At 59.7% G+C, this 24,187-nt stretch carries 22 protein-coding genes; 8 read left to right on the forward strand and 14 right to left on the reverse strand.

Annotated features, from left to right (window positions below; all coding sequences use genetic code 11):
• Both IE127_RS19590 and IE127_RS01430 read left to right on the forward strand, forming a co-directional pair.
• Nucleotides 1-208 (forward strand): hypothetical protein (locus tag IE127_RS19590; protein ID WP_210310399.1); only part of this gene is annotated, 208 nt, incomplete at its 5' end.
• Nucleotides 192-1,112 carry a rolling circle replication-associated protein gene (locus IE127_RS01430; protein WP_444542489.1) on the forward strand — a complete coding sequence of 307 codons (921 nt, stop codon included), beginning with the start codon at nt 192-194 and terminating at the stop codon, nt 1,110-1,112. The genes IE127_RS19590 and IE127_RS01430, both read left to right, overlap by 17 nt.
• Nucleotides 1,113-2,308: 1,196 nt before the next feature.
• On the opposite strand, the gene IE127_RS01435 is transcribed toward IE127_RS01430, so the two are convergent.
• The 7 genes from IE127_RS01435 to IE127_RS01465 all read right to left on the reverse strand — a co-directional run bounded on the left by IE127_RS01435 (nt 2,309) and on the right by IE127_RS01465 (nt 9,429).
• Entirely contained in the window at nt 2,309-2,983 is a 675-nt protein-coding gene (locus IE127_RS01435) for an MBL fold metallo-hydrolase (RefSeq protein WP_308430287.1), read from the reverse strand.
• A gap of 168 nt (nt 2,984-3,151) precedes the next feature.
• Entirely contained in the window at nt 3,152-3,931 is a 780-nt protein-coding gene (locus IE127_RS01440; RefSeq protein ID WP_189422688.1) for a TatD family hydrolase, read from the reverse strand.
• On the reverse strand, nt 3,931-5,478 hold the full coding sequence (gene metG, locus IE127_RS01445; RefSeq protein ID WP_189422689.1) for a methionine--tRNA ligase: 1,548 nt from the start codon (nt 5,476-5,478) through the stop codon (nt 3,931-3,933). The genes IE127_RS01440 and metG overlap by 1 nt, the downstream gene beginning before the upstream one ends.
• A complete protein-coding gene (locus IE127_RS01450) occupies nt 5,475-6,497 on the reverse strand; it encodes a DNA polymerase III delta subunit-related protein (protein WP_189422691.1) in 1,023 nt (340 codons plus the stop codon). Before IE127_RS01450 ends, metG begins: the two co-directional genes overlap by 4 nt.
• The gene (tmk, locus tag IE127_RS01455) at nt 6,490-7,176 is read right to left on the reverse strand and encodes a dTMP kinase (RefSeq protein ID WP_189422693.1); all 687 of its coding nucleotides are present in this window, start codon (nt 7,174-7,176) and stop codon (nt 6,490-6,492) included. The genes IE127_RS01450 and tmk overlap by 8 nt, the downstream gene beginning before the upstream one ends.
• A gap of 43 nt (nt 7,177-7,219) precedes the next feature.
• A complete protein-coding gene (locus tag IE127_RS01460; RefSeq protein WP_189422695.1) occupies nt 7,220-8,374 on the reverse strand; it encodes a D-alanyl-D-alanine carboxypeptidase family protein in 1,155 nt (384 codons plus the stop codon).
• 59 nt (nt 8,375-8,433) lie between these two features.
• Nucleotides 8,434-9,429 carry a septal ring lytic transglycosylase RlpA family protein gene (locus IE127_RS01465; RefSeq protein ID WP_189422697.1) on the reverse strand — a complete coding sequence of 332 codons (996 nt, stop codon included), beginning with the start codon at nt 9,427-9,429 and terminating at the stop codon, nt 8,434-8,436.
• A 219-nt stretch (nt 9,430-9,648) separates the two neighbouring features.
• Here IE127_RS01465 and metH point away from each other — a divergent pair, with 219 nt between their 5' ends.
• Both metH and IE127_RS01475 read left to right on the forward strand, forming a co-directional pair.
• On the forward strand, nt 9,649-13,413 hold the full coding sequence (metH, locus tag IE127_RS01470; protein WP_189422699.1) for a methionine synthase: 3,765 nt from the start codon (nt 9,649-9,651) through the stop codon (nt 13,411-13,413).
• Complete coding sequence (locus IE127_RS01475; protein ID WP_189422701.1) at nt 13,410-13,751, forward strand: hypothetical protein; 342 nt, start codon at nt 13,410-13,412, stop codon at nt 13,749-13,751. The genes metH and IE127_RS01475 overlap by 4 nt, the downstream gene beginning before the upstream one ends.
• Here the strand turns inward: IE127_RS01475 and folD are convergent.
• Complete coding sequence (folD, locus tag IE127_RS01480) at nt 13,748-14,650, reverse strand: bifunctional methylenetetrahydrofolate dehydrogenase/methenyltetrahydrofolate cyclohydrolase FolD (RefSeq protein WP_189422703.1); 903 nt, start codon at nt 14,648-14,650, stop codon at nt 13,748-13,750. The genes IE127_RS01475 and folD overlap by 4 nt on opposite strands.
• 101 nt (nt 14,651-14,751) lie before the next feature.
• On the opposite strand from folD, the gene IE127_RS01485 reads away from it, so the two are divergent.
• Both IE127_RS01485 and IE127_RS01490 read left to right on the forward strand, forming a co-directional pair.
• On the forward strand, nt 14,752-15,192 hold the full coding sequence (locus IE127_RS01485) for a DUF1801 domain-containing protein (RefSeq protein ID WP_189422705.1): 441 nt from the start codon (nt 14,752-14,754) through the stop codon (nt 15,190-15,192).
• A gap of 220 nt (nt 15,193-15,412) precedes the next feature.
• The gene (locus IE127_RS01490; protein WP_189422707.1) at nt 15,413-16,888 is read left to right on the forward strand and encodes an AMP nucleosidase; all 1,476 of its coding nucleotides are present in this window, start codon (nt 15,413-15,415) and stop codon (nt 16,886-16,888) included.
• 54 nt (nt 16,889-16,942) lie between these two features.
• On the opposite strand, the gene eno is transcribed toward IE127_RS01490, so the two are convergent.
• Together eno and IE127_RS01500 are read right to left on the reverse strand one after the other, a co-directional pair.
• Nucleotides 16,943-18,220, reverse strand: coding sequence for a phosphopyruvate hydratase (gene eno / locus IE127_RS01495; RefSeq protein ID WP_189422709.1), 1,278 nt, complete (start codon nt 18,218-18,220; stop codon nt 16,943-16,945).
• 111 nt (nt 18,221-18,331) lie between these two features.
• Nucleotides 18,332-19,288 (reverse strand): NAD-dependent epimerase/dehydratase family protein, encoded by a 957-nt coding sequence (locus tag IE127_RS01500; protein WP_189422711.1) that lies wholly within the window; start codon nt 19,286-19,288, stop codon nt 18,332-18,334.
• On the opposite strand from IE127_RS01500, the gene IE127_RS01505 reads away from it, so the two are divergent.
• Nucleotides 19,260-19,847: a VOC family protein gene (locus IE127_RS01505; RefSeq protein WP_244639860.1), complete on the forward strand. Its 588-nt coding sequence runs from the start codon at nt 19,260-19,262 to the stop codon at nt 19,845-19,847. The genes IE127_RS01500 and IE127_RS01505 overlap by 29 nt on opposite strands.
• Nucleotides 19,848-19,922: 75 nt before the next feature.
• Entirely contained in the window at nt 19,923-20,711 is a 789-nt protein-coding gene (locus tag IE127_RS01510) for an ion transporter (RefSeq protein WP_189422713.1), read from the forward strand.
• On the opposite strand, the gene IE127_RS01515 is transcribed toward IE127_RS01510, so the two are convergent.
• The 4 genes from IE127_RS01515 to tpiA all read right to left on the reverse strand — a co-directional run bounded on the left by IE127_RS01515 (nt 20,708) and on the right by tpiA (nt 24,135).
• Nucleotides 20,708-20,887 carry a DUF4169 family protein gene (locus IE127_RS01515; RefSeq protein ID WP_189422715.1) on the reverse strand — a complete coding sequence of 60 codons (180 nt, stop codon included), beginning with the start codon at nt 20,885-20,887 and terminating at the stop codon, nt 20,708-20,710. The two genes, IE127_RS01510 and IE127_RS01515, sit on opposite strands and share 4 nt — an antisense overlap.
• Nucleotides 20,888-20,936: 49 nt before the next feature.
• Entirely contained in the window at nt 20,937-22,565 is a 1,629-nt protein-coding gene (gene pyrG, locus IE127_RS01520; protein ID WP_189422717.1) for a CTP synthase, read from the reverse strand.
• Nucleotides 22,566-22,675: 110 nt separating this feature from the next.
• A complete protein-coding gene (gene secG / locus IE127_RS01525) occupies nt 22,676-23,269 on the reverse strand; it encodes a preprotein translocase subunit SecG (RefSeq protein ID WP_189422719.1) in 594 nt (197 codons plus the stop codon).
• Between the two features lie 110 nt (nt 23,270-23,379).
• Nucleotides 23,380-24,135: a triose-phosphate isomerase gene (gene tpiA, locus IE127_RS01530; protein ID WP_189422721.1), complete on the reverse strand. Its 756-nt coding sequence runs from the start codon at nt 24,133-24,135 to the stop codon at nt 23,380-23,382.
• Between the last annotated feature and the right edge of the window lie 52 nt (nt 24,136-24,187).

Genomic DNA, 24,187 nt, shown 5'->3' on the forward strand with positions numbered 1-24,187 from the left:
AACGAGGGAAATCATGAAATTAAGAGGCAGGCACGACTTTGGACGGGTGGAAGGGTTCTACTGGGTCCGTGTCAAAGAGGAGTGGCAGGTGTTTCATTGGCGCTTTGACAATGGTTGGGGATGGCACTGGCTGATGCCGGGATGGTATGGCCCGGATTATCTGGAGCCCGACGAAGTAAGGGGTCCGCTCCATGTGCCTGGCGCCTAACACCCTTCCGGACGGTACCGAGGTTGCGTGTCGCGAATGCAAGCAATGTCGCCAGAGAGCAATCAACGATTGGGTAGGGCGAAACATTGCAGAATCAAAAACGGCGAAGGCAACGACAGCGGTAACGTTGACATATGGCCGAAGCAAAGCCAATGACGCGGACCATGAACGCGCAGTGCTGTTGACCTACTCAGACGTCCAGAAATATTTCAAGCTGCTACGCCGTCACGGCTATCCCGTGCGTTACTTTGTAACCGGCGAATATGGCAGCACAAAAGGACGGGCGCACTGGCATATCATGCTCTATTGGCAAAAGGCTGTACCGGATCACGTACTAGACCAAAACTTCATGGAAGAACACTGGCCGCACGGCTGGTCGTTTTGGACGAACCCGACAAGCCATGCGGTCCGGTACAACTGCAAATACATACAAAAGGACATGACAGACGATGCCCGGCAGGGCGTTCTGGCAATGTCGAAGAAACCGCCGCTCGGTGCGAAATACTTCGAGGGGCTTGCCGAACAATATGCAAGGCAAGGGCTGGCACCGCAAAGCCCGGTCTATACGTTCCCCGATATCAGAGGGCAACGCGCAGACGGCACCACGTACACAGTGCCGTTCGTTCTGACCAATAGGTCAGCGGAACTGTTTCTCGGCCACTACGTCAGGACGTGGCGAGAACTGTACGGAAGAAGGCACATGCCGAATTCCGAATACGTCGAGGAATACCTCGACAAGATAGCGCGCAAGGAAATCGAGGCCGAAAGGCCGTTCGTCATGCCGGAGCGCGCAAGGCCGGTCGTGGCATATGATGTCTACGATTGGGAGCAGGATTTTCACTGTCAGCACGTCGCGGAACTGCTGACGTATATCAAGGGAGATATGCCAATTGGCAAAGCGTGACAGAGATCGCCCAACGCGGCGGGACCCGCCTCCGGCGAAACCGAAGCCAACCACACCAAAGGCGCAGCCGCGACCCACAACGCCGAAAACGCCAACTGCGAGGCCAACGACGCCAACGCGCGGAGTGTCGTCGCGGCCTACGGTGATCGTGCGGGTTGATCCGCCGATCACGAGCAACCCCGGAAACAACAACAAGACGCCGAAGTCACTCGTAGGCGGAAGTCGGCCCGATGTTAAGAAGGGGCCGCCAAAGCGGCCAGGACAAATCCCATTGCCTGACGGGTCCGGGGTCAACATGGTGCGGCCAAATCGCACCCCGCTGCCTGATGGCAGTGGAACGATGCAACTGAGACCAAATAAGACGCCGTTGCCTGATGGCAGTGGGATAGAGCGTCCTCGCGCGTCCGTACCCACGCCTCCACGGCGCGGCGTATCGTCAAGGCCGTCGCAGCCAGCGCGGCCCGCGCCACAGCAACCCGCGCGCCCAACGCCAACAGTCAAATATCCCTCGGGCCTAACATTGGACCCGCCAAATCGCACGAACCCTGAGAGTTCACCGGACAAGGTGCGCGATGTATGTAAGGCGAGGCCAAAAGATAACAGGCCCAAGGGGAAAGGCGGCGGCGCTAAACGGCGCTTCGTGCCGTGGTGCTAGTGCGCTTGTCGCTGCGTGGACTGTCGGAGTAATTCCACCATGCGCTAAAGATTTCGGCGGCTTCACGGCTGCCGAAACGCCTATATGAGCGATTGCCATTTACACGCCGTGCGGCCTCGTGGCCGTGGCAGATCGCAATAACGCGGCCCTCCGCGAAAACGGCGTACCAAGCTCTGGGTCTCATCTGTCTATACCTCCTGCGACATGGCGCAGAATGCGCCATTGTCGTTCTCCACGCGCTGCGCACCCGCTCGCAGGGGTCAAGGGCGGAGAGCGCAGCGTCCCTTGACGCCGAGAACGGGTGAGCGTGCTCTTTGTTGAAAAGTGGCAGGAAGGTGATTGACGAGGTCACCCAAATCAGTCCAGCGATAGTGTGCTGGAGAGGTGACACAGTTTCGGTTCGCATAATATATATTATGGAACTTTTATATGTTGGCGAAGAGTGGCGACGATCCCTGACATATTGGCTGACGCGCGCAGTTGGGCGGCTTTCTGACCTTCTGGGCGACGTCAGAGCTAATTTTGTTGGGTATTTCGGCTGCTAGCGAGCGTAGCGCTTCGCGTCGATGGCGAAGTTTATGTGCATGCCGTCATGCGCAGGCTCTACGTTGTCCGGCGTTGTTCGCGCCACGGCTTCATAGTCCATGTCGATATGGAGGTTCGTCAGAATGGCGCGCTGCGGCGCAAAACGCTCAATGATCTCGAGCGATTCCGGCAGGCTTAAGTGGCTTGGATGCGGTGTCGGCCGCAAGGCATCGAGTATCCAGACTTCAAGGTCGCGGATCGCCTTGTGCGACTGCTCCGGGATACCTGATAGATCGCAGGAATAGGCAAAGTCGCCGACGCGATAGCCGAAAGAGTTGATCCCGCCATGCTCCTGAAGGAATGGCTCGACCACGACGGTTCCTCCCGGCCCCGCTATTTCAATGCTGTCGTCACTTGAAATCTCATGGGCATCGAGGATCGGCGGATAGCCGCTGCCGGGCGCGGTCTCGAAGCAATAGCCGAACGCCTCACGCAGACGCTGGCCGCACTCTCGGGAAAAATAGACGTCGACCCGCTTCTGGTTATTCAGCGCCAACACACGCAGGTCATCGATACCGTGCGTATGGTCGGCATGCTCATGCGTATAAAAGACGGCATCGATGCGATCGACATGCGCATCCAGCAATTGCTCGCGCAGGTCGCAGCCCGTATCGATAAGAACGCGCGTCACACCAGGCGAATCTGCGTGCCACGCTTCAATCAACAAAGAGCAGCGCCGCCGCCGGTTACGCGGATTGCTGGGATCACAAATGCCCCAGACGTTCCCGATCCGCGGTACACCCCCAGATGACCCGCACCCAAGAACGGTGGCGGTGAATTCGGTTGCAAACGTCATCAGCTAGACTCGTGATGCCTTGCCAAACAGCCGGAAGAAGTTCTCTGTCGATTGACTCCCGATCGCCTCCAGATCAACGCCGCGCGCCTCCGCCAGATGCTCAGCCGTGTGTCGGACAAAGGCAGGCTCATTAGACTTTCCGCGGTGCGGCACCGGTGCCAGGTACGGCGCATCGGTCTCGATTAGAAACCGGTCCTCCGGAACAAATCGCGCGACTTCGCGAATTTCTTCGGCGTTTCGGAAGGTCACGATACCGGAGAACGATACGTAGCCGCCGAGCGCCAGGCCGCGCCGTGCCAGTTCGGCACCGGAACTGAAGCAATGCAGAATGAACGGGAAGGCGCCCTTCCCTGTCTCTTCCTCAAGGATTTCCGCCATGTCTTCGTCAGCCTGGCGGCTGTGGATAACCAGTGGAAGACCGGTCTGACGGGCGGCGGAGATGTGGTTGCGGAATCCCTCGGCCTGCGCCTCCCGCGGCGACATGTCGTAGTGATAATCGAGTCCGGCTTCACCGATGGCAACACAGCGGGGATGGGCGGATAAGCGCACCAGCTCATCCACCGTGACATCCAGCTCCTCGTGCGCGTTATGCGGGTGAGTGCCTACAGAGCACCATACGTTCTCATAACGTTCCGCCAGCGCAGCGTATGTGGAAAAGTTTCGCACACGTGTGGATATCGTCACCATCCCGTCGACACCGGCATCGTTTGCACGTTGCAGGACGCCTTCGATATCCTCGGCGAGAACATCGAAATCGAGATGGCAGTGGCTATCGATCAGCATCAGGCCTCTGTCGCTTCGACATAACGTGGAAAGATACCTTGAGGCGCGGGCAAGGACGCCTTCGGCTTTAGGCGGTGCTCTGCCCCTAGGTGAGCAAAGTCGCGCTCCGCGCCGTCGAGGCCGAGCAGATCGAGCAGACGCTCGATAGAACCTGGCATCACCGGCTGGGCCAGAATTGCAATTTGCCGAATGGTCTCGATCGTGACGTACAGCACAGTTTCCATGCGTGCCGGGTCACTCTTTCGCAACGCCCACGGTTCCTGGCTGGCGAAGTACCGGTTTGTGTCCGCCACCAGCTGCCACACCGCGCCAAGCATCGTGTGAATAGCCTGCTCGTTCATCGCAGCGCGAGATCTGGTCAGCAAGCCATCGGCCGCATCCAATATCGTCTGGTCCTCGGCAGTGAATTGGCCAGGCGTCGGCACGGCTGCACCGCAGTGCTTGCCCACCATGGATAGCGAGCGCTGCGCCAGATTGCCGAGGTCGTTCGCAAGGTCTGCATTAATGCGATTGACGATCGCTTCATGGCTGTACGAGCCGTCCTGACCGAACGGCACCTCGCGCATCATGTAATAGCGTAATGGGTCAAGGCCATAGGTTTCGACCAGACCGAACGGGTCGACCACATTGCCGACCGACTTCGACATCTTTTCACCGCGGTTCAGCAGGAAACCGTGGGCAAAAACGCGCTTCGGCAACTCGATCCCCGCGCTCATCAGGAATGCCGGCCAGTAGACCGCGTGAAACCGGACGATGTCCTTGCCAATCAAATGGACATCTGCGGGCCAATAGCGCCAGCGTCTATCCTCGCTATCGGGATATCCAGCTGCGGTGATGTAGTTGGTCAGCGCGTCGACCCAAACATACATGATATGCTTCGGATCGTTCGGAACCGGCACGCCCCAATCGAATGTTGTTCGAGAAATCGACAGATCCCGAAGACCGGAGCGCACAAAGCTTGCGACCTCGTTGCGTCGTTCCGGGGGAGCAATAAACCCGGGGCTCGCTTCGTAGTGCTTCAGCAGCCGCTCACCATATGCGGAGAGCTTGAAGAAATAGCTTTCTTCCTCCACCCACTCGACTGGCGAGCCAAGCGGCTCGCGGCGCACGCCGTCCTCGCCAACGGTGGTTTCCTTCTCATCGAAGAAACCCTCCTGGCGGACGGAGTACCAGCCGGAATACTTGTCGAGATAGATATCTCCAGCATCCACCATGCGCTGCCAGATTGCCTGGCACGCTTCGCGGTGACGCTCTTCGGTGGTGCGAATGTAATCGTCGTAGGAGATGTTGAGCGTCGACCATAGGTCACGGAACACACCCGAATTTCGGGTCGCGAGCTCCAGGGGGGTGAGCCCCTCCTGCTCGGCCGTCTGCTGCATTTTTTGGCCGTGCTCGTCCGTACCGGTCAAGAACAGCACATCGCGTCCATCCAGCCGCATGAAGCGCGCCAGAACATCGCTGGCAACTGCGGTATAAGCATGCCCCACATGAGGCACGCCGTTCGGATAAAAGATCGGCGTCGTGATATAGTACGGTTCGGTGGTCATTGGATCTCGGCAGCGAGGAACGATCTTGCGTGCAAGCGGATGTCGTCGAGGACCGTCACCAGCGTCTGTCTCATGTCGAGATTGAGGGCATCGGCCTCCGCGAAAGCGGCCTGCGCCTTCTCCCATAGCTGATTGACAGAGGCAAGCCGCCTCTTGCCGGCGTGCTGTGTTGCCGCTTCGCGCGCTTCAACAGCGAGCCACTCAAGCATCATGTCACGCGCAAACATCAGTTCAGGGGACTGTGCTTTCGCGGCGAGTTGATCCGCCAGCGCAAGATGCGCTCCGGAATCGTGGTCGAGGGGCCGTGCAAGCCAGCCACTCAGCCCTCCGAGCGCGCTTTCACCGCCAATGGTGAGCGCTTCGAACGCGCGGCGCGGGCGGCCCTGAGCCATCGAGACGGCGCCTTGAACTTGCTGATCCGGCAGGTCGGGGCGCTGCTGCCGCAACACCTGGGCAACGTCATCATCACTGATCGGGCGCAGCGCAATGCTATGGCAGCGTGAGCGAATGGTTGGCAGCAATTGCCCTGGCCTGTGCGAAACCAGGATGAACATGGTTTGCGCCGGTGGCTCTTCCAGTGTCTTCAGCAGCGCGTTTGCGGCGCTGATATTGCAATCATCGATGGTATCGATAATTGCGATGCGATGCCCGTTGCGGCCGCGCGTCATGTGCAGGCTGTCCCGGAGGCTTCGGATATCCTCAATCCGTATCACGGTATAATAGGCGCGGGCGTCCCGCTGCTGGCGCCGCAGCACCTGGATATTTGGATGCGCACCAGCCAGTATCTGCTCCTGAACGCGATGGGCATCCTCGTCCCCGGTCGCAACCAGAAGGTCCTGCGCGATGGCAAATGCAAGCGTTGCCTTGCCTATTCCACGGGGCCCATGCAGCATGATCGCACCCGGCAACGTTCCGCCATTCAAACGCTGCGAGACGATCGCGCGCGCTTCGTCGTGTCCGATGACGCCAGGGCTTTCCTCGGGTAGGCTTACATCTTCGAGTGCGTCTGGATCATTCATTATCGGGACCGATGCGGTCTGAGAACCTTGCTGAAACGATCCGCCAGATCGTCTCCTCCATATCGTCCTCCGATTGGTCCGCTGAGATCACCACGCAGCGCTCTGGATTGTTTCGCGCGATCGAGAGAAAGTTCTCGCGCAGGCGATGATGCCAGACCAGATCCTCTCGCTCGAACCGATCGCCTGTCTCTGCCAGTTCGGCCTCGATCATGCGAGCATTGACCCGATCGAAAGCGGCTTCGGGGTCCATGTCGAGCACAAGCGTCAGATCGGGCGTGCGGCCATCAAGTGCCAGCACCTCAAGCGACCCGATCGTCTGTTCGTCAACACCGCCGGTCAGTCCCTGATATGCGCGCGTAGAATCCTGGAATCGGTCGCAAATCACCCATTGTCCGGCGTCGAGGTGCGGCCCGATGAAATTCGTTACGTGGTCCAGCCGCGCGGCGGCGAACAAAACGGCTTCGCTGGCCGCCCCCCACTTCTCCGACCGTCCCTGCAAAATAAACGTTCGGATCGCCTCTGCGTTGGGCGTACCGCCTGGCTCGCGCGTGCGCACTGCGTCCACACCACTCGCTTCGAGGCGCCTGAGCAACCTTGCCACCTGGGTGGATTTGCCAACACCTTCTCCACCCTCGAACGTGATGAAGCGGGCGCTGCCGTGTGCAAGAGCTTGATCCATGCTTCCGCCCTCGTCTCTAACTCTCGCTGGCTCGTCCAGCGACCTACAACCAGCCGAGCGCCAATTCCTTCAGGGCATCGCTGGCACGGCGGACAATGTCGCCCTGTCCGACATCCTCGACAGCGTAAAGCGGCGCAGACTGGATCAGCGCATCATCGCAATAGACCTCGAGGTCCGCAACGTGAGCGCCTTGCCTGACTGGTGGCAGGAGTGGACCCTCATAAACGATCTGTGCGCTCAGGCAACGTCGCGACCCGCGCGGAAGATAGAGGTCGAGCGCTCCTTCTCCGACCAGATCCACCTGCGCCTTTTCACCACCGAAGACGTCTGCCTGGCCGACAACTGAGCCCTCCGGAAAAGCCGGTATGCGCTCGAATGCCCGAGAACCCCAGGTTATCAGCGCTCGCGCCTGTTCAGTGCGTTCGCGCATGCTGTTGAGACCATGGACGACTCCGATGAGCCGCCGACCGCCCTGCTCCGTCGATACCACAGAGCCATATCCTGATTCCTCGGTATGGCCGGTCTTCAGGCCATCAACACCGATCCCCATCTCGACGAGAGAGTTGCGGTTGGGTTGGTTGATCCCGTTCCATTCGAACTCGGGAATCGAGAACAGTTCGTAGTACTCTGGAAACTCACGGATCAGATAGCGGGCGAGGTTGGCGAGATCGCGCGCCGTTGTGTGCATCTCTGGGTCGGGCAATCCCGTCGAATTTGTGAAGTGCGAGTTATCGAGGCCGATGTCCCCCGCCAACTCGTTCATCATCAATGCAAAGGTGCCTTCTGAGCCTGCTATGCCCTCGGCGAGCACGATACTGGCGTCGTTGCCTGATTGGACTATGACCGACGTCACGAGATCTTCGACGCTGATGCTCGAGTTCACTTCCGCAAACATTGTCGAGCCGCCAGACGAGGCGCCGCCCGTCCGCCAGGCGTTTTCTGAAACATAGAACTCGTCGTCGAACGAGACCCTGCCCGCCTCGATCTCGTGGAAGACCACGGCGATCGTCATCAGCTTCGCCATGCTGGCGGGCTCCATGGGCTCATCCGCCTGCTTTTGAAAAAGCACGGTCCCCGACTCGAAATCCATCAGGATCGCGTACTGCGCCTCGGTCGAGAACGTCACCTGGGCAGAGGCCGATGCGGCTGAATAGAGCAGGCACGCAGTGGCTATGAGCAAAGTCAGTATGCGCCGCATGAGGATCCTATCGAAGCGGTTGACGTCCGCTCGTCGCTACAAGCGGATCTGGCGCACCATCAATACAGGCTGACGCCGGAAAGCCCAAGTTCCGCCGCAAGATTTGACACGTCCTCCATGCCAACACCCGGCTTGAGCGCCGAAAGACTGAGCATCGTGCCGCTTGCTGCCGGCGTTTCTTCGACGGCGCCGAGCATCGCGAACGCGTCAGCCACATACTCGACCGCGGCTGTGTCCGAGAATTGCCCAAGCGCGATATCAACCTGAGCGGTGCCAGAAGTTGGCAGATCGCTGACTCCGCCCTCGGCTAAGCTGGTGACTGCCGCGAGCGCACCGGTATTCGGCTGTTGCTGAGGCGTTTCAGCATAGCCGAACAGGCCGCCGATGAGATTTGAAGCCATGCCAACTACAGTGTGATCGCCGGCAGAAGCCACACGCGTGCCCGAATCGCGCACGGCAGGACCCGAATAGCTCGCGAGAAGCCTTTTCGTATCGTCGCCTTCTAGAGGCGCGCGGCCCACATACTCTACATCGACTTCGGTACTTCCCGCCTGGACGTAGCCGAGCATGGTCGCTGCACGCGAGGAGAGGTCGATCACCCGACCTGCAATGTAGGGTCCGCGATCGTTGACGCGAACGATGATTGAGCGGCCGTTTTCTCGGTTCGTCACCCGCACATAAGATGGTAGTGGCAGCGTCGGATGCGCGGCCGTGAGAGCGTTTGCGGAGAAAATCTCGCCGTTCGCTGTCCGGCGTCCATGAAAGTCTGCGCCGTACCAGGAAGCATGCCCGCTGGCACGGTAGTTCGGGTTCTCTGCGGGGTAGTACATCTGGCCACGAACACTGTAGGGTTGGCCGACAAGATAACGTCCGCCGCCTTTTCTCGGATTCGCATTCCATGTAACGCGTTCGGAGACCGGTACACCGAACTCCTTGGACGTAAAGGCCGCACGGCTGACCGTTGGTCCTAAAGTGCCTCCGCAGGCTGCGAGCATTGGTGCAAGCAGCGCTGAAACAAAAACGAGATTGAGGCTGGTGCGGCAGCGAGCGGTCATGGGTAAGCGATCTCTCGAGCGGTGTATTTTGCGAATTCTCCGCTTGTCCGGCGATTGTGGTTGCAGGCGGGTTAAGGGCACCGGCTTTAGGTGAATTGTTCGCGTCAAGCGGTGCGCAAGGTTAACGTGCCGCTAACGGGCCCGGCCTTGCAGCGCGAGGGATATAAAGATATCTTTATGTGATCGCGCACCCACGCGAGAACTGGATTGGAAGCAAGCATGCGTAACGATACTCCCGCCAAGCCGAGCCCTGCCCTGCCTGACGGTCACGAGGTGGAGCAGGCAATACGTACTGCCGCAGCAGAGCGCATCCTGATCCTCGACGGTGCGATGGGCACGATGATTCAGCGTCTCAATCTGGACGAGGACGCATTCCGATCGGACCGCTTCAAGGACTGGCCGCACCCGCTGCGCGGCAACAATGATCTGCTCAACCTGACGCAGGCCGAGGCGCTTGAGGACTTGCATTTCGACTATGCAATGGCCGGGGCCGATATTCTCGAAACCAACACCTTTTCATCCACCTCGGTCGCGCAGGCGGATTACGGCATGGAAGAGCTCATCCACGAGCTCAACTATGCCGGAGCGCAGGTGGCGCGCCGTGCCGCAGACCGCGCTACCGCTGAAGATGGACGCCGGCGCTTTGTTGCCGGCGCGTTGGGGCCGACGACGAAGACATCGTCGATGTCGACGGACGTCAACAATCCCGGCCACCGCTCGATCACCTTCGATCAGCTTGTCGAAGCATATCGCACCGCCATCGAAGGTTTGCTCGAGGGCGGAGCAGATATGCTGCTGTTCGAGACCATCACCGATACGCTCAACACAAAGGCCGGCCTCTTCGCCGCGCAGCAAGTGTTCGAGGAACGCGAGCGCTCGCTGCCGATCATGATATCCGGCACGATCACCGATCTGTCCGGACGGACGCTGTCGGGCCAGACGCCGACCGCTTTCTGGTATTCGCTGCGCCATGCCAAGCCCCTGACCATCGGCCTCAATTGCGCCCTTGGCGCCAACGCCATGCGTGCGCATCTGGCCGAGCTCAGTGACGCCGCAGACACTCTGATTTGCGCCTACCCGAACGCTGGCTTGCCGAACGAGATGGGCCAGTATGACGAGAGCCCAGAGTTCATGGCGGAGCAGATCGAAGGCTTCGCGCGCGACGGTTTGGTGAACATCGTCGGAGGCTGCTGCGGATCGACTCCAGAGCACATCGCAGCGATCGCCAAGGCAGTATCCCGGCATGCCCCTCGCATTGCTCCAACGATCGAACCGAAACTGCGTCTTGCCGGGCTCGAGCCATTCGTGCTGACCGATGACATACCGTTCGTCAACATTGGCGAGCGGACCAACGTCACCGGCTCCGCACGCTTTCGCAAGCTGATCACGGCAGGCGATTACGAGGCGGCGCTTGAGGTTGCCAGGGACCAGGTGAACAACGGCGCCCAGGTCATCGATATCAACATGGATGAAGGTCTGATCGACTCCGCCCAGGTGATGATCGACTACCTCAACCTGTTGGCCGCTGAACCCGATATCGCACGCGTGCCGCTGATGATCGACTCCTCGAAGTGGGAGGTCATTGAAGCCGGGTTGAAACGCGTTCAGGGCAAGGCGCTCGTCAACTCGATATCGCTCAAGGAGGGCGAAGAGCCATTCCTGCGGCAGGCCCGGCTCGTAAGAGCATATGGCGCGGCAGTTGTGGTGATGGCCTTTGACGAGGACGGGCAAGCCGACACGCAAGAGCGCAAGGTGTCGATCTGCACCCGAGCCTATAAGCTCCTCACGGAAACCGTGGGGCTTCCCCCGGAAGATATCATCTTCGATCCCAACGTATTTGCCGTCGCAACGGGCATCGAGGAACACAACGGCTACGGCGTTGCCTTCATCGAGGCCACGCGCCAGATCACGGACACGCTGCCGCACGCACATATTTCGGGGGGCGTATCCAACCTCTCGTTTTCCTTCCGAGGCAACGAGCCGGTGCGCGAAGCCATGCATTCGGTGTTTCTCTACCACGCCATTCAGGCCGGCATGGACATGGGCATCGTCAATGCCGGCCAGCTCGCGGTTTACGAATCGATCGAACCGCAACTGCGCGAGCTGTGCGAAGACGTTATTCTCAACCGCAGCGACGACGCGACGGACCGCCTGCTCGATCTCGCTGAAAGCTACAAGGGGAAGGCCGGAGGAAGCGGCAAGGCACGCGATCTCAGCTGGCGAGAGCTGCCGGTTGGCGAACGCATCACCCATGCTCTTGTGAATGGCATAACCGAATATATCGAGGCGGATACAGAAGAAGCGCGAGCCAATGCCGAACGGCCGCTTCATGTGATCGAAGGGCCGTTGATGGACGGCATGAACGTCGTCGGCGATCTGTTCGGCTCGGGCAAGATGTTCCTGCCCCAGGTCGTGAAGTCGGCCCGCGTGATGAAGCAGGCCGTGGCGTATCTCCTCCCTTTCATGGAAGAGGAAAAGGCCACCGAAGCAGGACAGCGCCGCACGGCCGGCAAGGTGCTGATGGCCACCGTTAAGGGCGATGTGCACGATATCGGCAAGAACATCGTCGGCGTTGTGCTGGCTTGCAACAATTACGAGATCATCGATCTTGGCGTGATGGTGCCAAGCCAGAAAATCCTCGAGACCGCCAAGGCCGAGAACGTCGACGTCATCGGCCTGTCGGGGCTGATCACACCCTCTCTCGATGAAATGGTTCATGTCGCAGCGGAGATGGAGCGGGAAGGCTTTGACATACCGTTGCTGATCGGCGGAGCCACCACCAGTCGCGTGCATACGGCAGTCAAAATCCATCCCCGTTATGAGCGCGGACAGACCGTCTATGTGAATGACGCTAGCCGCGCCGTCGGCGTTGTCTCCAACCTTCTGTCTCAGAAGACGCGAGACGGTTTCATCAAGTCGGTGCGGGAAGAATATGCCAAGGCAGCGGCAGCGCACTTGCGTGCAGAAGCCGAAAAGCAGCGCCTGCCTCTCGCGGCCGCCCGCGCCAATGCCTTCAAAACCGAATGGTCCTCGTACGATCCGCCGAAGCCCAGCTTTCTCGGCACACGCGTCGTCGATGAAACCGACCTTGCAATGCTCGCCGAGTACATCGACTGGACGCCATTCTTCCAGACTTGGGAACTCAAGGGACGCTATCCCGCGATTCTCGATGACGAAAAGCAGGGTGAGGCTGCGCGTCAGCTCTTTGCCGACGCCAAGGCAATGCTCAAGCGCATCATCGAAGAAAAGTGGTTTCACCCGCGCGCGGTCATCGGTTTCTGGCCGGCGAACAGCGTTGGCGACGACGTCCGCTTGTTCACTGATGAGAGCCGGTCGGAGGAGTTGGCAACGCTTTTCACGCTCCGCCAGCAGTTGAGCAAGCGGGGCGATCGGCCGAATGTCGCGATGTCGGACTTCGTGGCGCCGCTAGAAACCGGCAAGCCGGACTATGTCGGCGGCTTCGTGGTGACGGCTGGCGTCGAAGAGGAAGCTATCGCCAAGCGCTTCGAGCAAGAGAACGACGACTATTCATCAATCCTCGTCAAGGCTCTGGCTGATCGCTTTGCCGAAGCGTTCGCCGAGATGATGCACGAGCGCGTCCGCCGCGAGCACTGGGGATACGCAACCGACGAGAAACTGACTGCCGAGGAGCTGATCTCGGAAAGCTATCGCGGCATTCGCCCTGCACCCGGCTACCCGGCCCAGCCTGATCACACCGAGAAAACAACGCTGTTCAAGCTGCTGGACGCCACGGCCAGTACAGGCGTGGAACTGACGGAAAGTTACGCGATGTGGCCGGGATCGTCGGTGTCGGGCTTCTACTTCGCCCACCCTGAAGCCTTCTACTTCGGTGTCGCCAAGGTCGAGCGCGATCAGGTAAGCGACTATGCGGCGCGCAAGGGCATGGATGTGGAAGAAGTTGAGCGTTGGCTTGGGCCGATTCTCAACTATGTTCCGGGTCCGAAAGTCGAGGCAGCGGAATGACAGCCCTGCCTCACAAGATCTCGGTGACTGTCGTGACAGCTGGGCACGAGATGCCACTGGCAGGCCCGGGGGTGGCGGTGATCCGGCTCGACCCGCCACTGCATGACCACGGTGCGGGCGATCTGTGCGTCGCCTGTGCCGCCCGCACGGATGTGCGCACGCTGCTTTTCGAACTGATTGAAGCCGCGCGTCAGGGCCTGAGAGACGAGCCGCGCGCTGTTCTTGTCGACGCACGCGCTGTCGACCCAGACCCGGTTATCGCAGCGATAGAGGGCCGCGCCCCGGCGAAAGCCCTTCGCGATCATACGGTAGCGCGGCGCTTTCGGCCCGCCAGCTAAGGCGTCAGGTCCTTGGGCGGCACAAGCCCGTTGAGCAGTGACGCCGTGGTGATCGTGTTGGCCAGAAGGCACGCGATCGTCATAGGCCCGACGCCCCCCGGTACCGGTGTGATGGCGCCCGCGACGTCGGCGGCACTATCGAATTCAACATCGCCCACAAGACGGGTTTTTCCTTCGCCACGCTCTGGTGCGGGGACGCGATTGATACCGACGTCGATAACCGTAGCGCCAGGCTTCAGCCAGTCGCCTTTGACCATGTTCGGGCGTCCGGCAGCCGCCACCACGATATCCGCGCGCTTGACGACAGAGGCGAGATCGGCGGTTCGGGAGTGCGCCATGGTAACGGTGCAATTATCCCGCAGCAGCAATTGCGCCAGCGGCTTGCCGACCAGATTGGAACGGCCAATGATGACGGCCTCCTTGCCCGACAATTCGCCGAGCTGGTCGCGCAGCAGCATCAGGCACCCCAGCGGCGTGCAGGAAACCGGGCCCGGTAAGCCGATCGCCAGCTTGCCGACATTTGCCGGAGTGAAGCAATCCACATCCTTTTCAGGAGAAATGGCATTGATCACCGCGTTTGGATCGATCTGATCCGGGACCGGCATTTGAACCAGGATGCCGTGGATGGCATCATCGCGATTGAGTTCATCGATCAGCTGCAGCAACGCAGCTTGAGAGGTTTCGCGCGGCAGTTCGTGCTTTACCGAGTGCATGCCGACTTCTGCAGTCAGCCGGGCTTTGCTCGCCACATACACCTGACTTGCCGGATCCTCGCCAACAATGACCACCGCCAACCCGGGGGTAATTCCATGCTGCGACTTCAGGCCCGCAACGTGACCCGCAATGCGCTCGCGCAGTCCCGCTGCAAAGCCCTTGCCGTCAATGATCGTCGCAGTCATCGTCTGCTCCATGGTGATTTTAGGTTGTGGTCGGTGGGTCGCTCATAGGTCAGCGCCTTGCGCAGGTCCAACAGTTTCTCACCATGGGCAGGAGATCAATGATGGGAAGATCTACGAGCACCGTTACTGAGCCGGCCGACCTCGACACTGAGGCGTTCCTGTCTGCTATTGAGCACCGGGGACGACGAGCAGACGCCGCAGTCCTTCTGGAGATGATGCAGCGCCTCACCGGGTATCCGCCGCGTCTGTGGCGACCGGGCATGGCCGGGTTTGGTACCTACCACTACCACTATGAGAGCGGTCACAGCGGCACATCGTTTCGTGTCGGGTTTGCACCTCGCAAGGCAAACACGGTGGTCTACATAATGATCGGCTTCATGCAGCAGCAGGATCTGCTTGACCGTCTCGGTCCTCATACGACCGGCAAATCATGCCTCTACCTGAAGTCGCTTGAAGCTGTAGATCTCGATATACTGGAGCAGTTGATCAGCCGCTCTCTCATCGAGATGGAGCGCCGGTATCCCACTATCCCTGCCGATTAAAAAAAGGCCACGCGACACCTTGGCGTCACGTGGCCCGGGTAATCGACCGCCGCACTGTTGAGGGCTTGGGGGACAAGCGGCGTTCGTTTCCCTCGCTCACCGGTGCATGGGTCGCTTGCGTTGCCAGTGAACTGCTGGCCAAGATGGGATGGAATTGCGGCAGGAAAAGTGCCATCACCGAATGGTGAAAATCTGCGGCCGCGCAGCCAGACAGGAAGCCATGACGTTTTCCCATCCCCCACAGTTCGAAAAGAAATCGTTCGAGGACCCCGCCTCCGCTTGGGAGTATCTTGCCGAGATCTATCACGCGAATACGGGGTTCATCCGTGACCATCTGGACCGCTTGACCCGGGGTGATGTGCCCAAGGGACGCGTACGTGCATGTTACCCGCAGATCGAGGTGCGCTCGCGCAGCTTTGGCAAGAGCGAGTCGACCCTGCCATACGGCTATTTGCACACACCCGGCATCTATCGCACCACCGTCACCGCACCTGATCTGTTCCGCGTCTATTTCGAGGAGCAGTTCGAGGTTCTGCTCAAGAACCACGGCGGAACGATTGATATCGGTGTTTCGAACACGCCGATTCCGCTGCACTTTGCGCTGGCATCGGATTCGTTTGTTGATGGCTCGAAGATCGACGCGCTTGGTCTGCCCTTGCGCGACATTTTCGATGCACCAGACCTTACCCACACCGATGATGAGATCGCCAACGGCACTTTCGTGCCGCCTTACGGCGGCCCCTACCCGCTCGCCGCGTTCACCGCCCCGCGGGTCGATTATTCGCTCTATAGGCTAAGCCATTATACCGGCACCGAGGCTTCGCACTTCCAGAACTTCGTGATTTTCACGAACTATCAATTCTATATCGATGAGTTCTGCCGCGTTGCGCACGAGCATATGCGCAATGGTCACGAGCACTATGAGAGCTTCGTGGAGCCTGGCAACGCTGTCACGCTCAACAGCCGAAGCGGCGGCGGCACCAGCGGCACGCGCGCCAGCCGCACCCCGCAAATGCCAGCCTATCATCTGACGGCGTCCCGCGGGCGTGGCATCACCATGATCAATATCGGCGTTGGGCCATCCAACGCCAAGACGATCACGGACCACGTGGCGGTTCTGCGGCCACATGCGTGGATCATGCTCGGCCACTGTGCGGGTTTGCGAAATTCGCAGGAGCTCGGCGACTACGTCCTTGCGCACGCCTATATGCGCGAGGATCACGTTCTCGATGCGGATCTTCCACTATCAGTGCCAATTCCCGCCCTTGCCGAGGTGCAGGTGGCGCTTGAGCAGGCCGTTGAAGAGATCACCGAGCTCGAAGGTCTCGAGACCAAGCGCATCATGCGTACGGGTACCGTCGCCACCTTCGACAACCGCAACTGGGAACTTCGCGATCAGGCCGAAATCATCAGGCGTCTGAGCCAGTCGCGCGCCGTCGCCCTCGATATGGAAAGCGCCACCATAGCCGCCAATGGCTTCCGGTTCCGGGTGCCCTACGGTACATTGCTATGCGTCTCCGACAAGCCCTTGCACGGAGAACTCAAACTGCCCGGCATGGCCTCGGACTTTTACCGCACCCAGGTCAATCAGCACCTCTTGATCGGGTTGCGCGCGATGGAAATCCTGCGTGACCAGCCGGCAGAGCGGCTGCACTCACGCAAGCTCCGCAGCTTTGCAGAGACTGCATTTCAATAACAAAAGGGCCGCTCTCAAGCGGCCCTTCCCAATTCAATATCTGCAAAAGGACGCTTAGCGTCCCTTCACCACGCTGCGCCCTGCATAGCGTCCAGACGCCCCCAGCATTTCCTCGATGCGGATCAGCTGGTTGTACTTCGCGAGCCGATCTGAGCGCGACAGCGAGCCCGTCTTGATCTGCCCGCAATTGAGCGCAACAGCCAGATCCGCGATCGTTGAATCCTCTGTCTCGCCGGAGCGGTGCGACATGACAGATGTGTAGCCGGCGCGGTGCGCGGTATCGACGGCGTTCAGCGTTTCCGAAAGCGATCCGATCTGGTTGACCTTGACGAGGATCGAATTGCCGACACCCATCTTGATCCCCGAGATCAGACGCTCGGTGTTGGTAACGAACAGATCGTCTCCCACCAGCTGAACCTTGTCGCCGATTGCGTCGGTCAGTGCCTTCCAGCCGTCCCAATCATCTTCCGCCATGCCGTCTTCGATCGAGATGATGGGGAAGCGGCTGACGAGATCGGCGAGGAACGACGCATTTTCTTCAGGCGAAAGGGTCTTGCCTTCGCCTTCCATGACGTACTTGCCGTCCTTGAAGTACTCGGTCGAGGCGCAGTCGAGGGCGAGATAGACATCCTCGCCCGGGCGATAGCCCGCCTTTTCGATTGAGCGCATGATGAAACCGAGGGCATCTTCAGCACTCTTGAGGCCCGGCGCAAAACCGCCCTCATCGCCGACCGAAGTGCTGTGGCCTTCAGCCGACAGGCCCTTCTTGAGAGTATGGAAGATCTCGGAACCCATCCGCACGGCGTCGGCCATCGTATCGGCGCCGACCGGCATGATCATGAATTCCTGCATGTCGATCGGATTGTCGGCATGCTCGCCGCCATTGATGATGTTCATCATCGGCACGGGCAGCACGTGCGCGTTCGGCCCGCCAATATAACGGTAGAACGGCAGCTCGCTCGATTCGGCGGCGGCCTTTGCGACTGCCAGCGAAACACCGAGAATGGCGTTCGCTCCCAGCTTCGCCTTGTTGGGCGTACCGTCGAGTTCGATCAGTGTCTGGTCGACGCCAAGTTGGTCGAGAGCATCGAGCCCCTGGATTTCGTCGGCGATGACCGTGTTGACGTTCTCAACGCCCTGGGTCACGCCCTTGCCGAGAAACGGCTTGCCGCCATCGCGCAGTTCAACGGCTTCGTGTGCTCCCGTCGATGCGCCCGATGGCACCGCGGCACGGCCAAAGCTGCCATCATCCAAAACGACATCGACTTCAACCGTGGGATTGCCTCGGCTATCGAAGATCTGGCGGCCGGCGACGTGGATGATTGAAGACATGGACAAGCCCTTCGCGCTTCATATGAACGGTTACCGGCTTGTCTAGACGCGGCGTGTGACAAGGGGAAGAGGCAGGCAGCAAAAAAGCTGCCATGCCCGCATTGCCCGTCCCTAAATATCGAGACGCTTGTTCTCGATCAGCCAGCGCACCGCCTCTTCGACCGCCTGCAACGATGTATAGCGCGGCGCATAGCCGATCAGCCGCCTGCCCTTTTCGATGCTGCAATTCGGGCTGCGCGTTATGTGCTCCCACGTGGCGTTGGCGTTTCGCTCGCTCTGGGTGTGTTTCCACTCCTCCCAAGGCATAAAGGCGATATCGGGCTCCTTCCCGAACCAGCGAGACATGGCCTCTGCGTAGCCCCTCAAGGTTACTGCCGCGGGCGAGACAACGTGGAAGGACTCGCCAACAGCTGATGACCAGTTCCTCATCGCGTCGATGAGCATCGCGGCGATATCGTCGGCATGGATGTGATGAACGGTTTCCATTCCAAAATTCGGCAGCGTCAGCCGCTCGCCGCGCGCCAGAGTTGTGAACACGCTGGTATCGAAATGCCCCGCGGGATTCAGAGGCGCCCAGCCTCTGCCAACGATATGCCCCGGGTGCAGGATCGTTACCGGAAACTGCTCGCGGCGGCCGAGATCGAGCAAGTAGGCCTCTATCGCAGCTTTCTGCACGCCATATTCGCCAAATGGCCGCTTCGTGACGTCTTCGGGCGTCGGAACCACTTCCGAGCGCCCATGGGTCCAGATCGTGCCAATGTGCAGGAAGTGTTGTACGCGCCCCATAAGCGCTTCTGCGAGTTGCCTGGCGCTGTCCAGAGTGAAGCAGATATTGTCGATGACCACATCGGGCTTTAACTCGGCAATTGCCTTGCCAAAATCACCGTCTTTCTCGAGAGCATCCCGATCGAGATGCACGCGTTGCACACTGTCCCACGCCCTGTGCGCGAGGTAGGGCTCTGCGTTCCCGCGGGAGACAGCAACAACCTCGTGTCCGTCCATTGCCAGTCGAGGCACGAGGTAACTGCCGATATGCCCCGTGGAACCGATCACCGCCACTCGCGCCATATGCTTCTCTCCCTTTGTTCTTCGAGAAGCATTTAACAGAACTTCCGGCACTGGTCACAGTTCGCCGAATAGGTTTAGCCTGCGCCTGGCCGTGGCGTTCTGCCCCGGACCAGCATTACACAAGGAGGAGCCGGTGCCAGCACCTGCCGTCAAGCAGATCGCTCACGTCTGCATTTTCGCCCATGATCTCGACGCAACAGAAGCGTTCTACCGAAACGTGTTTGGCCTGCAGAAGGCTTTCACCTTCATGCGCGGCGAAACCTGCATCGGCTATTACCTTGATCTGGGAGGACGCACGTTCTTCGAGGTTTTCCATAAGGATGAGGCAAAATTCTCTGAAACCGATCAGATCAATCATATCTGCCTCGAGGTAGAAAACCTCGACGACACGATCGCACACATTCGTCAGCAAGGCGTCGAGATAACCGACAAGAAAGTCGGCTCAGACGGAACTTGGCAGGCTTGGACGAAGGATCCGAACGGCGTGAAACTGGAAATTTTTGAATATACTGCGCAAAGCAAGCAATTTACCGGTGGGATCTGCCAGGTAAACTGGTGACCTGCTACGACACTAGTCACGCTTGATCTTCCTGGCGCTCTGGCTCAAATGAACCGCGTAACCGTCGGATAGGTCATGCAGGCAAGAATCAAGAGCATCATTGAAACGCGCCTATGGTCGCGGTTCATCATCGGCCTCATCATTCTCAACGCCGTCGTATTGGGGTTGGAAACCGATTCGCAGGTGATGGCTAACTTCGGTGGCCCGCTGAAGTTTTTCGATACAGTGATACTGGCGCTGTTCGTCGTGGAAATCGCGCTGCGACTCTTCGCCTATCGCGGCGCGTTTTTCCGTGACGCTTGGAGCATCTTCGATTTCACGGTTGTGGCTTTCGCGCTGGTGCCCGCCACTGGACCGCTGCAGGTCCTGCGGGCGCTCCGCATCTTGCGTGTCATGCGCATGATCTCGCTGGTGCCGTCACTGAGACGGGTGGTCGGCGGACTGATTGCTGCTCTTCCCGGGATGGCCTCGATCGTGGTGTTGATCGCGCTCGTCTTTTACGTTTTCTCGGTGATGGCAACGAACTTGTTCGGGCTCGCCTTTCCAGAATGGTTCGGCTCGCTAGGAGCAGCTGGCTATACCCTGTTTCAGATTATGACGCTCGAAAGCTGGTCGATGGGGATCGTACGGCCGGTGATGGAAGTTTACCCCTATGCTTGGGCTTTCTTCATCCCGTTCATTCTTTCAACGACCTACGCAGTGCTGAACCTGTTCATCGGTGTCATCGTTTCAGCAATGCAGCACGGTGATACCGAGGCGAGTCAGCAGCACGCCGACGAAGGTCGGTCGGAAATCCTTCGTGAAATCCGTGCGTTACGCGTGGAAGTCGCAGAGCTGCGTCAGGCACGCCGAGAGGAGAACTAGTCGTCCTTCAGTCGGTGGGCATCCAGCCGCGCCGCAGCAAGCTCGCGCGTCGCCTCGTCCTGTTTGCGCTCGGCCTTCGTCCGGCCATGCAGCTGACGGTTCTGCTGCGCTTCAAGTTCTTTGTCTAAACGCTGGCGCTGCTTGCGTGCACGTCTGAGATTGATGATCTCGCTCATGGCACTCACACCTTCTCATCACATGCACACAAACCCAGCTCGGGTCAGCCTACACCAGTCGGCTCTGCTCCACTGCAGCATTGATGAAGCTTGCAAATAGCGGATGCGGCTCGAACGGCTTAGACTTCAGCTCCGGATGGAACTGTACGCCAATGAACCACGGATGATCGGTGCGTTCCACGATCTCCGGCAGCTTGCCATCGGGTGAAACGCCCGAGAACAGCAGCCCGTTCTTTTCCAGAAGTTTGCGGTAGTTCATGTTCACCTCGTAGCGGTGGCGGTGCCGCTCCGAGATGTGGGTTGCGCCATAAATATCTGCTACGCGGCTGCCGCGTGTCAGCTGTGCTGGATACGCGCCGAGCCGCATCGTGCCGCCGAGGTCGGTATCCTCGCCACGCACCACCTTGTTGTTGTCCTTCGTCCACTCGGTCATGATGCCGACAAGCGGTTCACGCGTGGGGCCGAACTCCGACGATGATGCGTTCTTGATGCCGGCAGTGTTGCGCGCCGCCTCTATACACGCCATCTGCATGCCGAAGCAGATGCCAAAATACGGCACATTCTTGATGCGCGCAAAACGCGCCGCCTCGATCTTACCGGCAGACCCGCGTTCGCCAAACCCGCCAGGCACCAGAATTCCGTGAATGTGCTCCAGCCACGGCGCCGGGTCCTCACGCTCAAAGATCTCGCTGTCGATCCACTGCAGCTTGACCTTGACGCGATTGGCGATCCCGCCATGCGCGAGCGCCTCGGAGAGCGATTTGTATGCGTCCTTCAGACCGGTATACTTGCCGACGATGGCAATGTTGACCTCGCCCTCGGGGTTGTGCAGACGGGTGGACACTTCCTGCCATGCGGACAGGTCCGGCTCAGGTGCGTCGGTGATACCGAATGCACCAAGGACTTCCCGGTCGAGGCCCTCCTTGTGATAGGCCAGCGGCACATCGTAGATCGAGCTGACGTCTAGCCCCTGGATCACAGAGCTCTCGCGAACATTGCAGAACAGCGAGAGTTTGCGCTTTTCGCCTTCCGGGATCGGACGGTCACACCGCACAAGCAGCACGTCCGGCGCGATGCCGATCGACCGAAGCTCCTTGACGGAGTGCTGCGTCGGCTTGGTCTTGAGTTCGCCCGCGCTCGGAATGAACGGCATCAGGGTCAGATGCAGATAAGCTGCGTGACCGCGCGGCAATTCGTTGCCCAACTGACGGATCGCCTCGAAAAACGGCAGCCCTTCGATATCGCCGACCGTGCCGCCGATCTCGACCAGAACGAAATCGAACTCCTCATTTCCCTCGAGCACGAACTCCTTGATGGCGTCCGTGACGTGCGGGATCACCTGCACAGTTGCACCGAGATAGTCGCCGCGCCGTTCCTTGGCGAGAATGTCCGAATAGATGCGGCCAGTGGTGATGTTGTCGCGCTTGTTGGCAGACCGACCGGTAAAGCGCTCATAGTGCCCGAGATCGAGATCGGTCTCGGCGCCGTCATCCGTTACGAAGACTTCGCCGTGCTGTGTAGGCGACATGGTGCCTGGATCAACGTTCAGGTACGGATCCAGCTTGCGCATGCGCACCCGATACCCACGCGCCTGGAGCATGGCGCCCAGGGCAGCCGAGGTCAGGCCCTTGCCAAGCGAGGACACCACGCCTCCGGTGATGAAAACGTACCGAGCCATGGACGACTACCTTACCCCTATCGATTTGATTCGCAGAACCCGAGAACGGGCCCATACAAAGAAAGAAGGGGATGTCGCCATCCCCTCGAACTCGTGTACCGGAAGCAGCCTTAGTTGCCGCCGGGGGCGGTTGGTACCGCTGGCTGCGTTTCTTCGGATGCATCCACCGCCTCATCTGCCCCTACCGGAGCGGTCGGCTCGGCGTCAGTCTGTTCGGCTGGCGTCTCGATGGCCGGAGCCTCGGGTGCAGCAGGGGCCGTGCCCGTAGTATCGTCGGAAGCGGGAGTCTCAGGCACCGAAAGATTGAGGTCGTCACCAGCGCTCGGCGCTTCGCCCCCGGGGGCCTCATCGCTTGTCGCGGGAACCGGAAGATCGCCTTGGCTGTCGCCCTGCAACGCATCCAGCGCATCCAGAACCGTGCCGCTCGAGCCGCCACTGCCATCTGCAGCCCTGTCGAGAATGCTCGACGTGCCGCGGTCCAATTCACTGAGAACCGTCAGGCCAATCGCCGTGGCAAAAAACAGTACCGCGAGGATAGCCGTCGTGCGCGTCAGCAGATTGGCAGAGCCACGCGCGGTCATGAAGCCGCCACCGCCGCCGCCACCGCCGATGCCGAGCGCGCCTCCTTCCGATCGCTGCAGAAGAATCACAACGATAAGAGCAAGCACGATCAGCAGATATGCAACAAGAAGGACGTTCGCCATGCGACTTTCAGGGTCCCGGTATATGTATTGGTTCGCGGCCTCATACACGCCAGCCGCAATAAATGCCAGCGGACCGCGTGATTTTCGCAGCGGCCCACCAGCATCAAGTCTCAGACCGCCGAGATAATGGTGTAAAAGTCATTTGCCAAGAGGCTGGCGCCGCCAACCAACGCACCGTTGACGTTCTCGATGGAAAGGATGTCCCGGGCATTCATCGGCTTCACCGACCCGCCGTACAGAATGCGGATACCGGCCCCACGCTCGCCAAAGCGTTCTTCGAGCTGCTTGCGGATTGAATTGTGCATGCGCTCGATCTCGTCATGCGATGGCGTCCGCCCGGTGCCGATGGCCCACACTGGCTCATAGGCGATGCTGATGTCGTGGGCGCTGGCCGCATCGGGCACCGAGGCGTCGATCTGAGCGGCGACAACGCTCTCGGCTTCGCCGGCGTCACGCTCGCTTTCGCTTTCGCCCACGCAGATAATGGGCTTGAGCCCTGCGCCAAGGGCGGCGCCGGCCTTCAACCTGACGAGATCGTTACTTTCGCCGTGATCCTGCCGGCGCTCGCTATGCCCGACGATCACATACTGAGCTCCGGCATCAGCCAGCATGCCGGCGCTTATGTCGCCGGTATGTGCGCCCTGCCCCTCAGGGTGACAGTCCTGCCCGCCGGTCAGGATGCCGCTCAAGGCCCCTTGCGCGCTCGCCGCCGCAAGAATCGTTGCCGGCGGACAAATCACCACCATTGCCCTCGGCGATTCTCCGGTACTCAACAAAACGCCCAGTTGCTGCAGCTCCGCAAGTGAAGCGGTCACCCCGTTCATTTTCCAGTTGCCTGCAATAAGGGGCGTGATTGACGTAGACACCTGCTTTAGCTCCTGCCTCTTGCACCAGATCGATGATTGCCCTAACCCGGCG

It is taken from the genome of Devosia pacifica (genome assembly GCF_014652635.1).
Lineage (GTDB): Bacteria > Pseudomonadota > Alphaproteobacteria > Rhizobiales > Devosiaceae > Devosia > Devosia pacifica.

Coding starts and splice junctions, on each gene's coding strand:
- IE127_RS01430 (WP_444542489.1), top strand. CDS start 192: ATGTGCCTGGCGCCTAACACCCTTCCGGACGGTACCGAGGTTGCGTGT.
- IE127_RS01440 (WP_189422688.1), bottom strand. CDS start 3,931: ATGCTGATCGATAGCCACTGCCATCTCGATTTCGATGTTCTCGCCGAG.
- metG (WP_189422689.1), bottom strand. CDS start 5,478: ATGACCACCGAACCGTACTATATCACGACGCCGATCTTTTATCCGAAC.
- IE127_RS01450 (WP_189422691.1), bottom strand. CDS start 6,497: ATGAATGATCCAGACGCACTCGAAGATGTAAGCCTACCCGAGGAAAGC.
- tmk (WP_189422693.1), bottom strand. CDS start 7,176: ATGGATCAAGCTCTTGCACACGGCAGCGCCCGCTTCATCACGTTCGAG.
- IE127_RS01460 (WP_189422695.1), bottom strand. CDS start 8,374: ATGCGGCGCATACTGACTTTGCTCATAGCCACTGCGTGCCTGCTCTAT.
- IE127_RS01465 (WP_189422697.1), bottom strand. CDS start 9,429: ATGACCGCTCGCTGCCGCACCAGCCTCAATCTCGTTTTTGTTTCAGCG.
- metH (WP_189422699.1), top strand. CDS start 9,649: ATGCGTAACGATACTCCCGCCAAGCCGAGCCCTGCCCTGCCTGACGGT.
- IE127_RS01475 (WP_189422701.1), top strand. CDS start 13,410: ATGACAGCCCTGCCTCACAAGATCTCGGTGACTGTCGTGACAGCTGGG.
- folD (WP_189422703.1), bottom strand. CDS start 14,650: ATGACTGCGACGATCATTGACGGCAAGGGCTTTGCAGCGGGACTGCGC.
- IE127_RS01485 (WP_189422705.1), top strand. CDS start 14,752: ATGGGAAGATCTACGAGCACCGTTACTGAGCCGGCCGACCTCGACACT.
- IE127_RS01490 (WP_189422707.1), top strand. CDS start 15,413: ATGACGTTTTCCCATCCCCCACAGTTCGAAAAGAAATCGTTCGAGGAC.
- eno (WP_189422709.1), bottom strand. CDS start 18,220: ATGTCTTCAATCATCCACGTCGCCGGCCGCCAGATCTTCGATAGCCGA.
- IE127_RS01500 (WP_189422711.1), bottom strand. CDS start 19,288: ATGGCGCGAGTGGCGGTGATCGGTTCCACGGGGCATATCGGCAGTTAC.
- IE127_RS01510 (WP_189422713.1), top strand. CDS start 19,923: ATGCAGGCAAGAATCAAGAGCATCATTGAAACGCGCCTATGGTCGCGG.
- IE127_RS01515 (WP_189422715.1), bottom strand. CDS start 20,887: ATGAGCGAGATCATCAATCTCAGACGTGCACGCAAGCAGCGCCAGCGT.
- pyrG (WP_189422717.1), bottom strand. CDS start 22,565: ATGGCTCGGTACGTTTTCATCACCGGAGGCGTGGTGTCCTCGCTTGGC.
- secG (WP_189422719.1), bottom strand. CDS start 23,269: ATGGCGAACGTCCTTCTTGTTGCATATCTGCTGATCGTGCTTGCTCTT.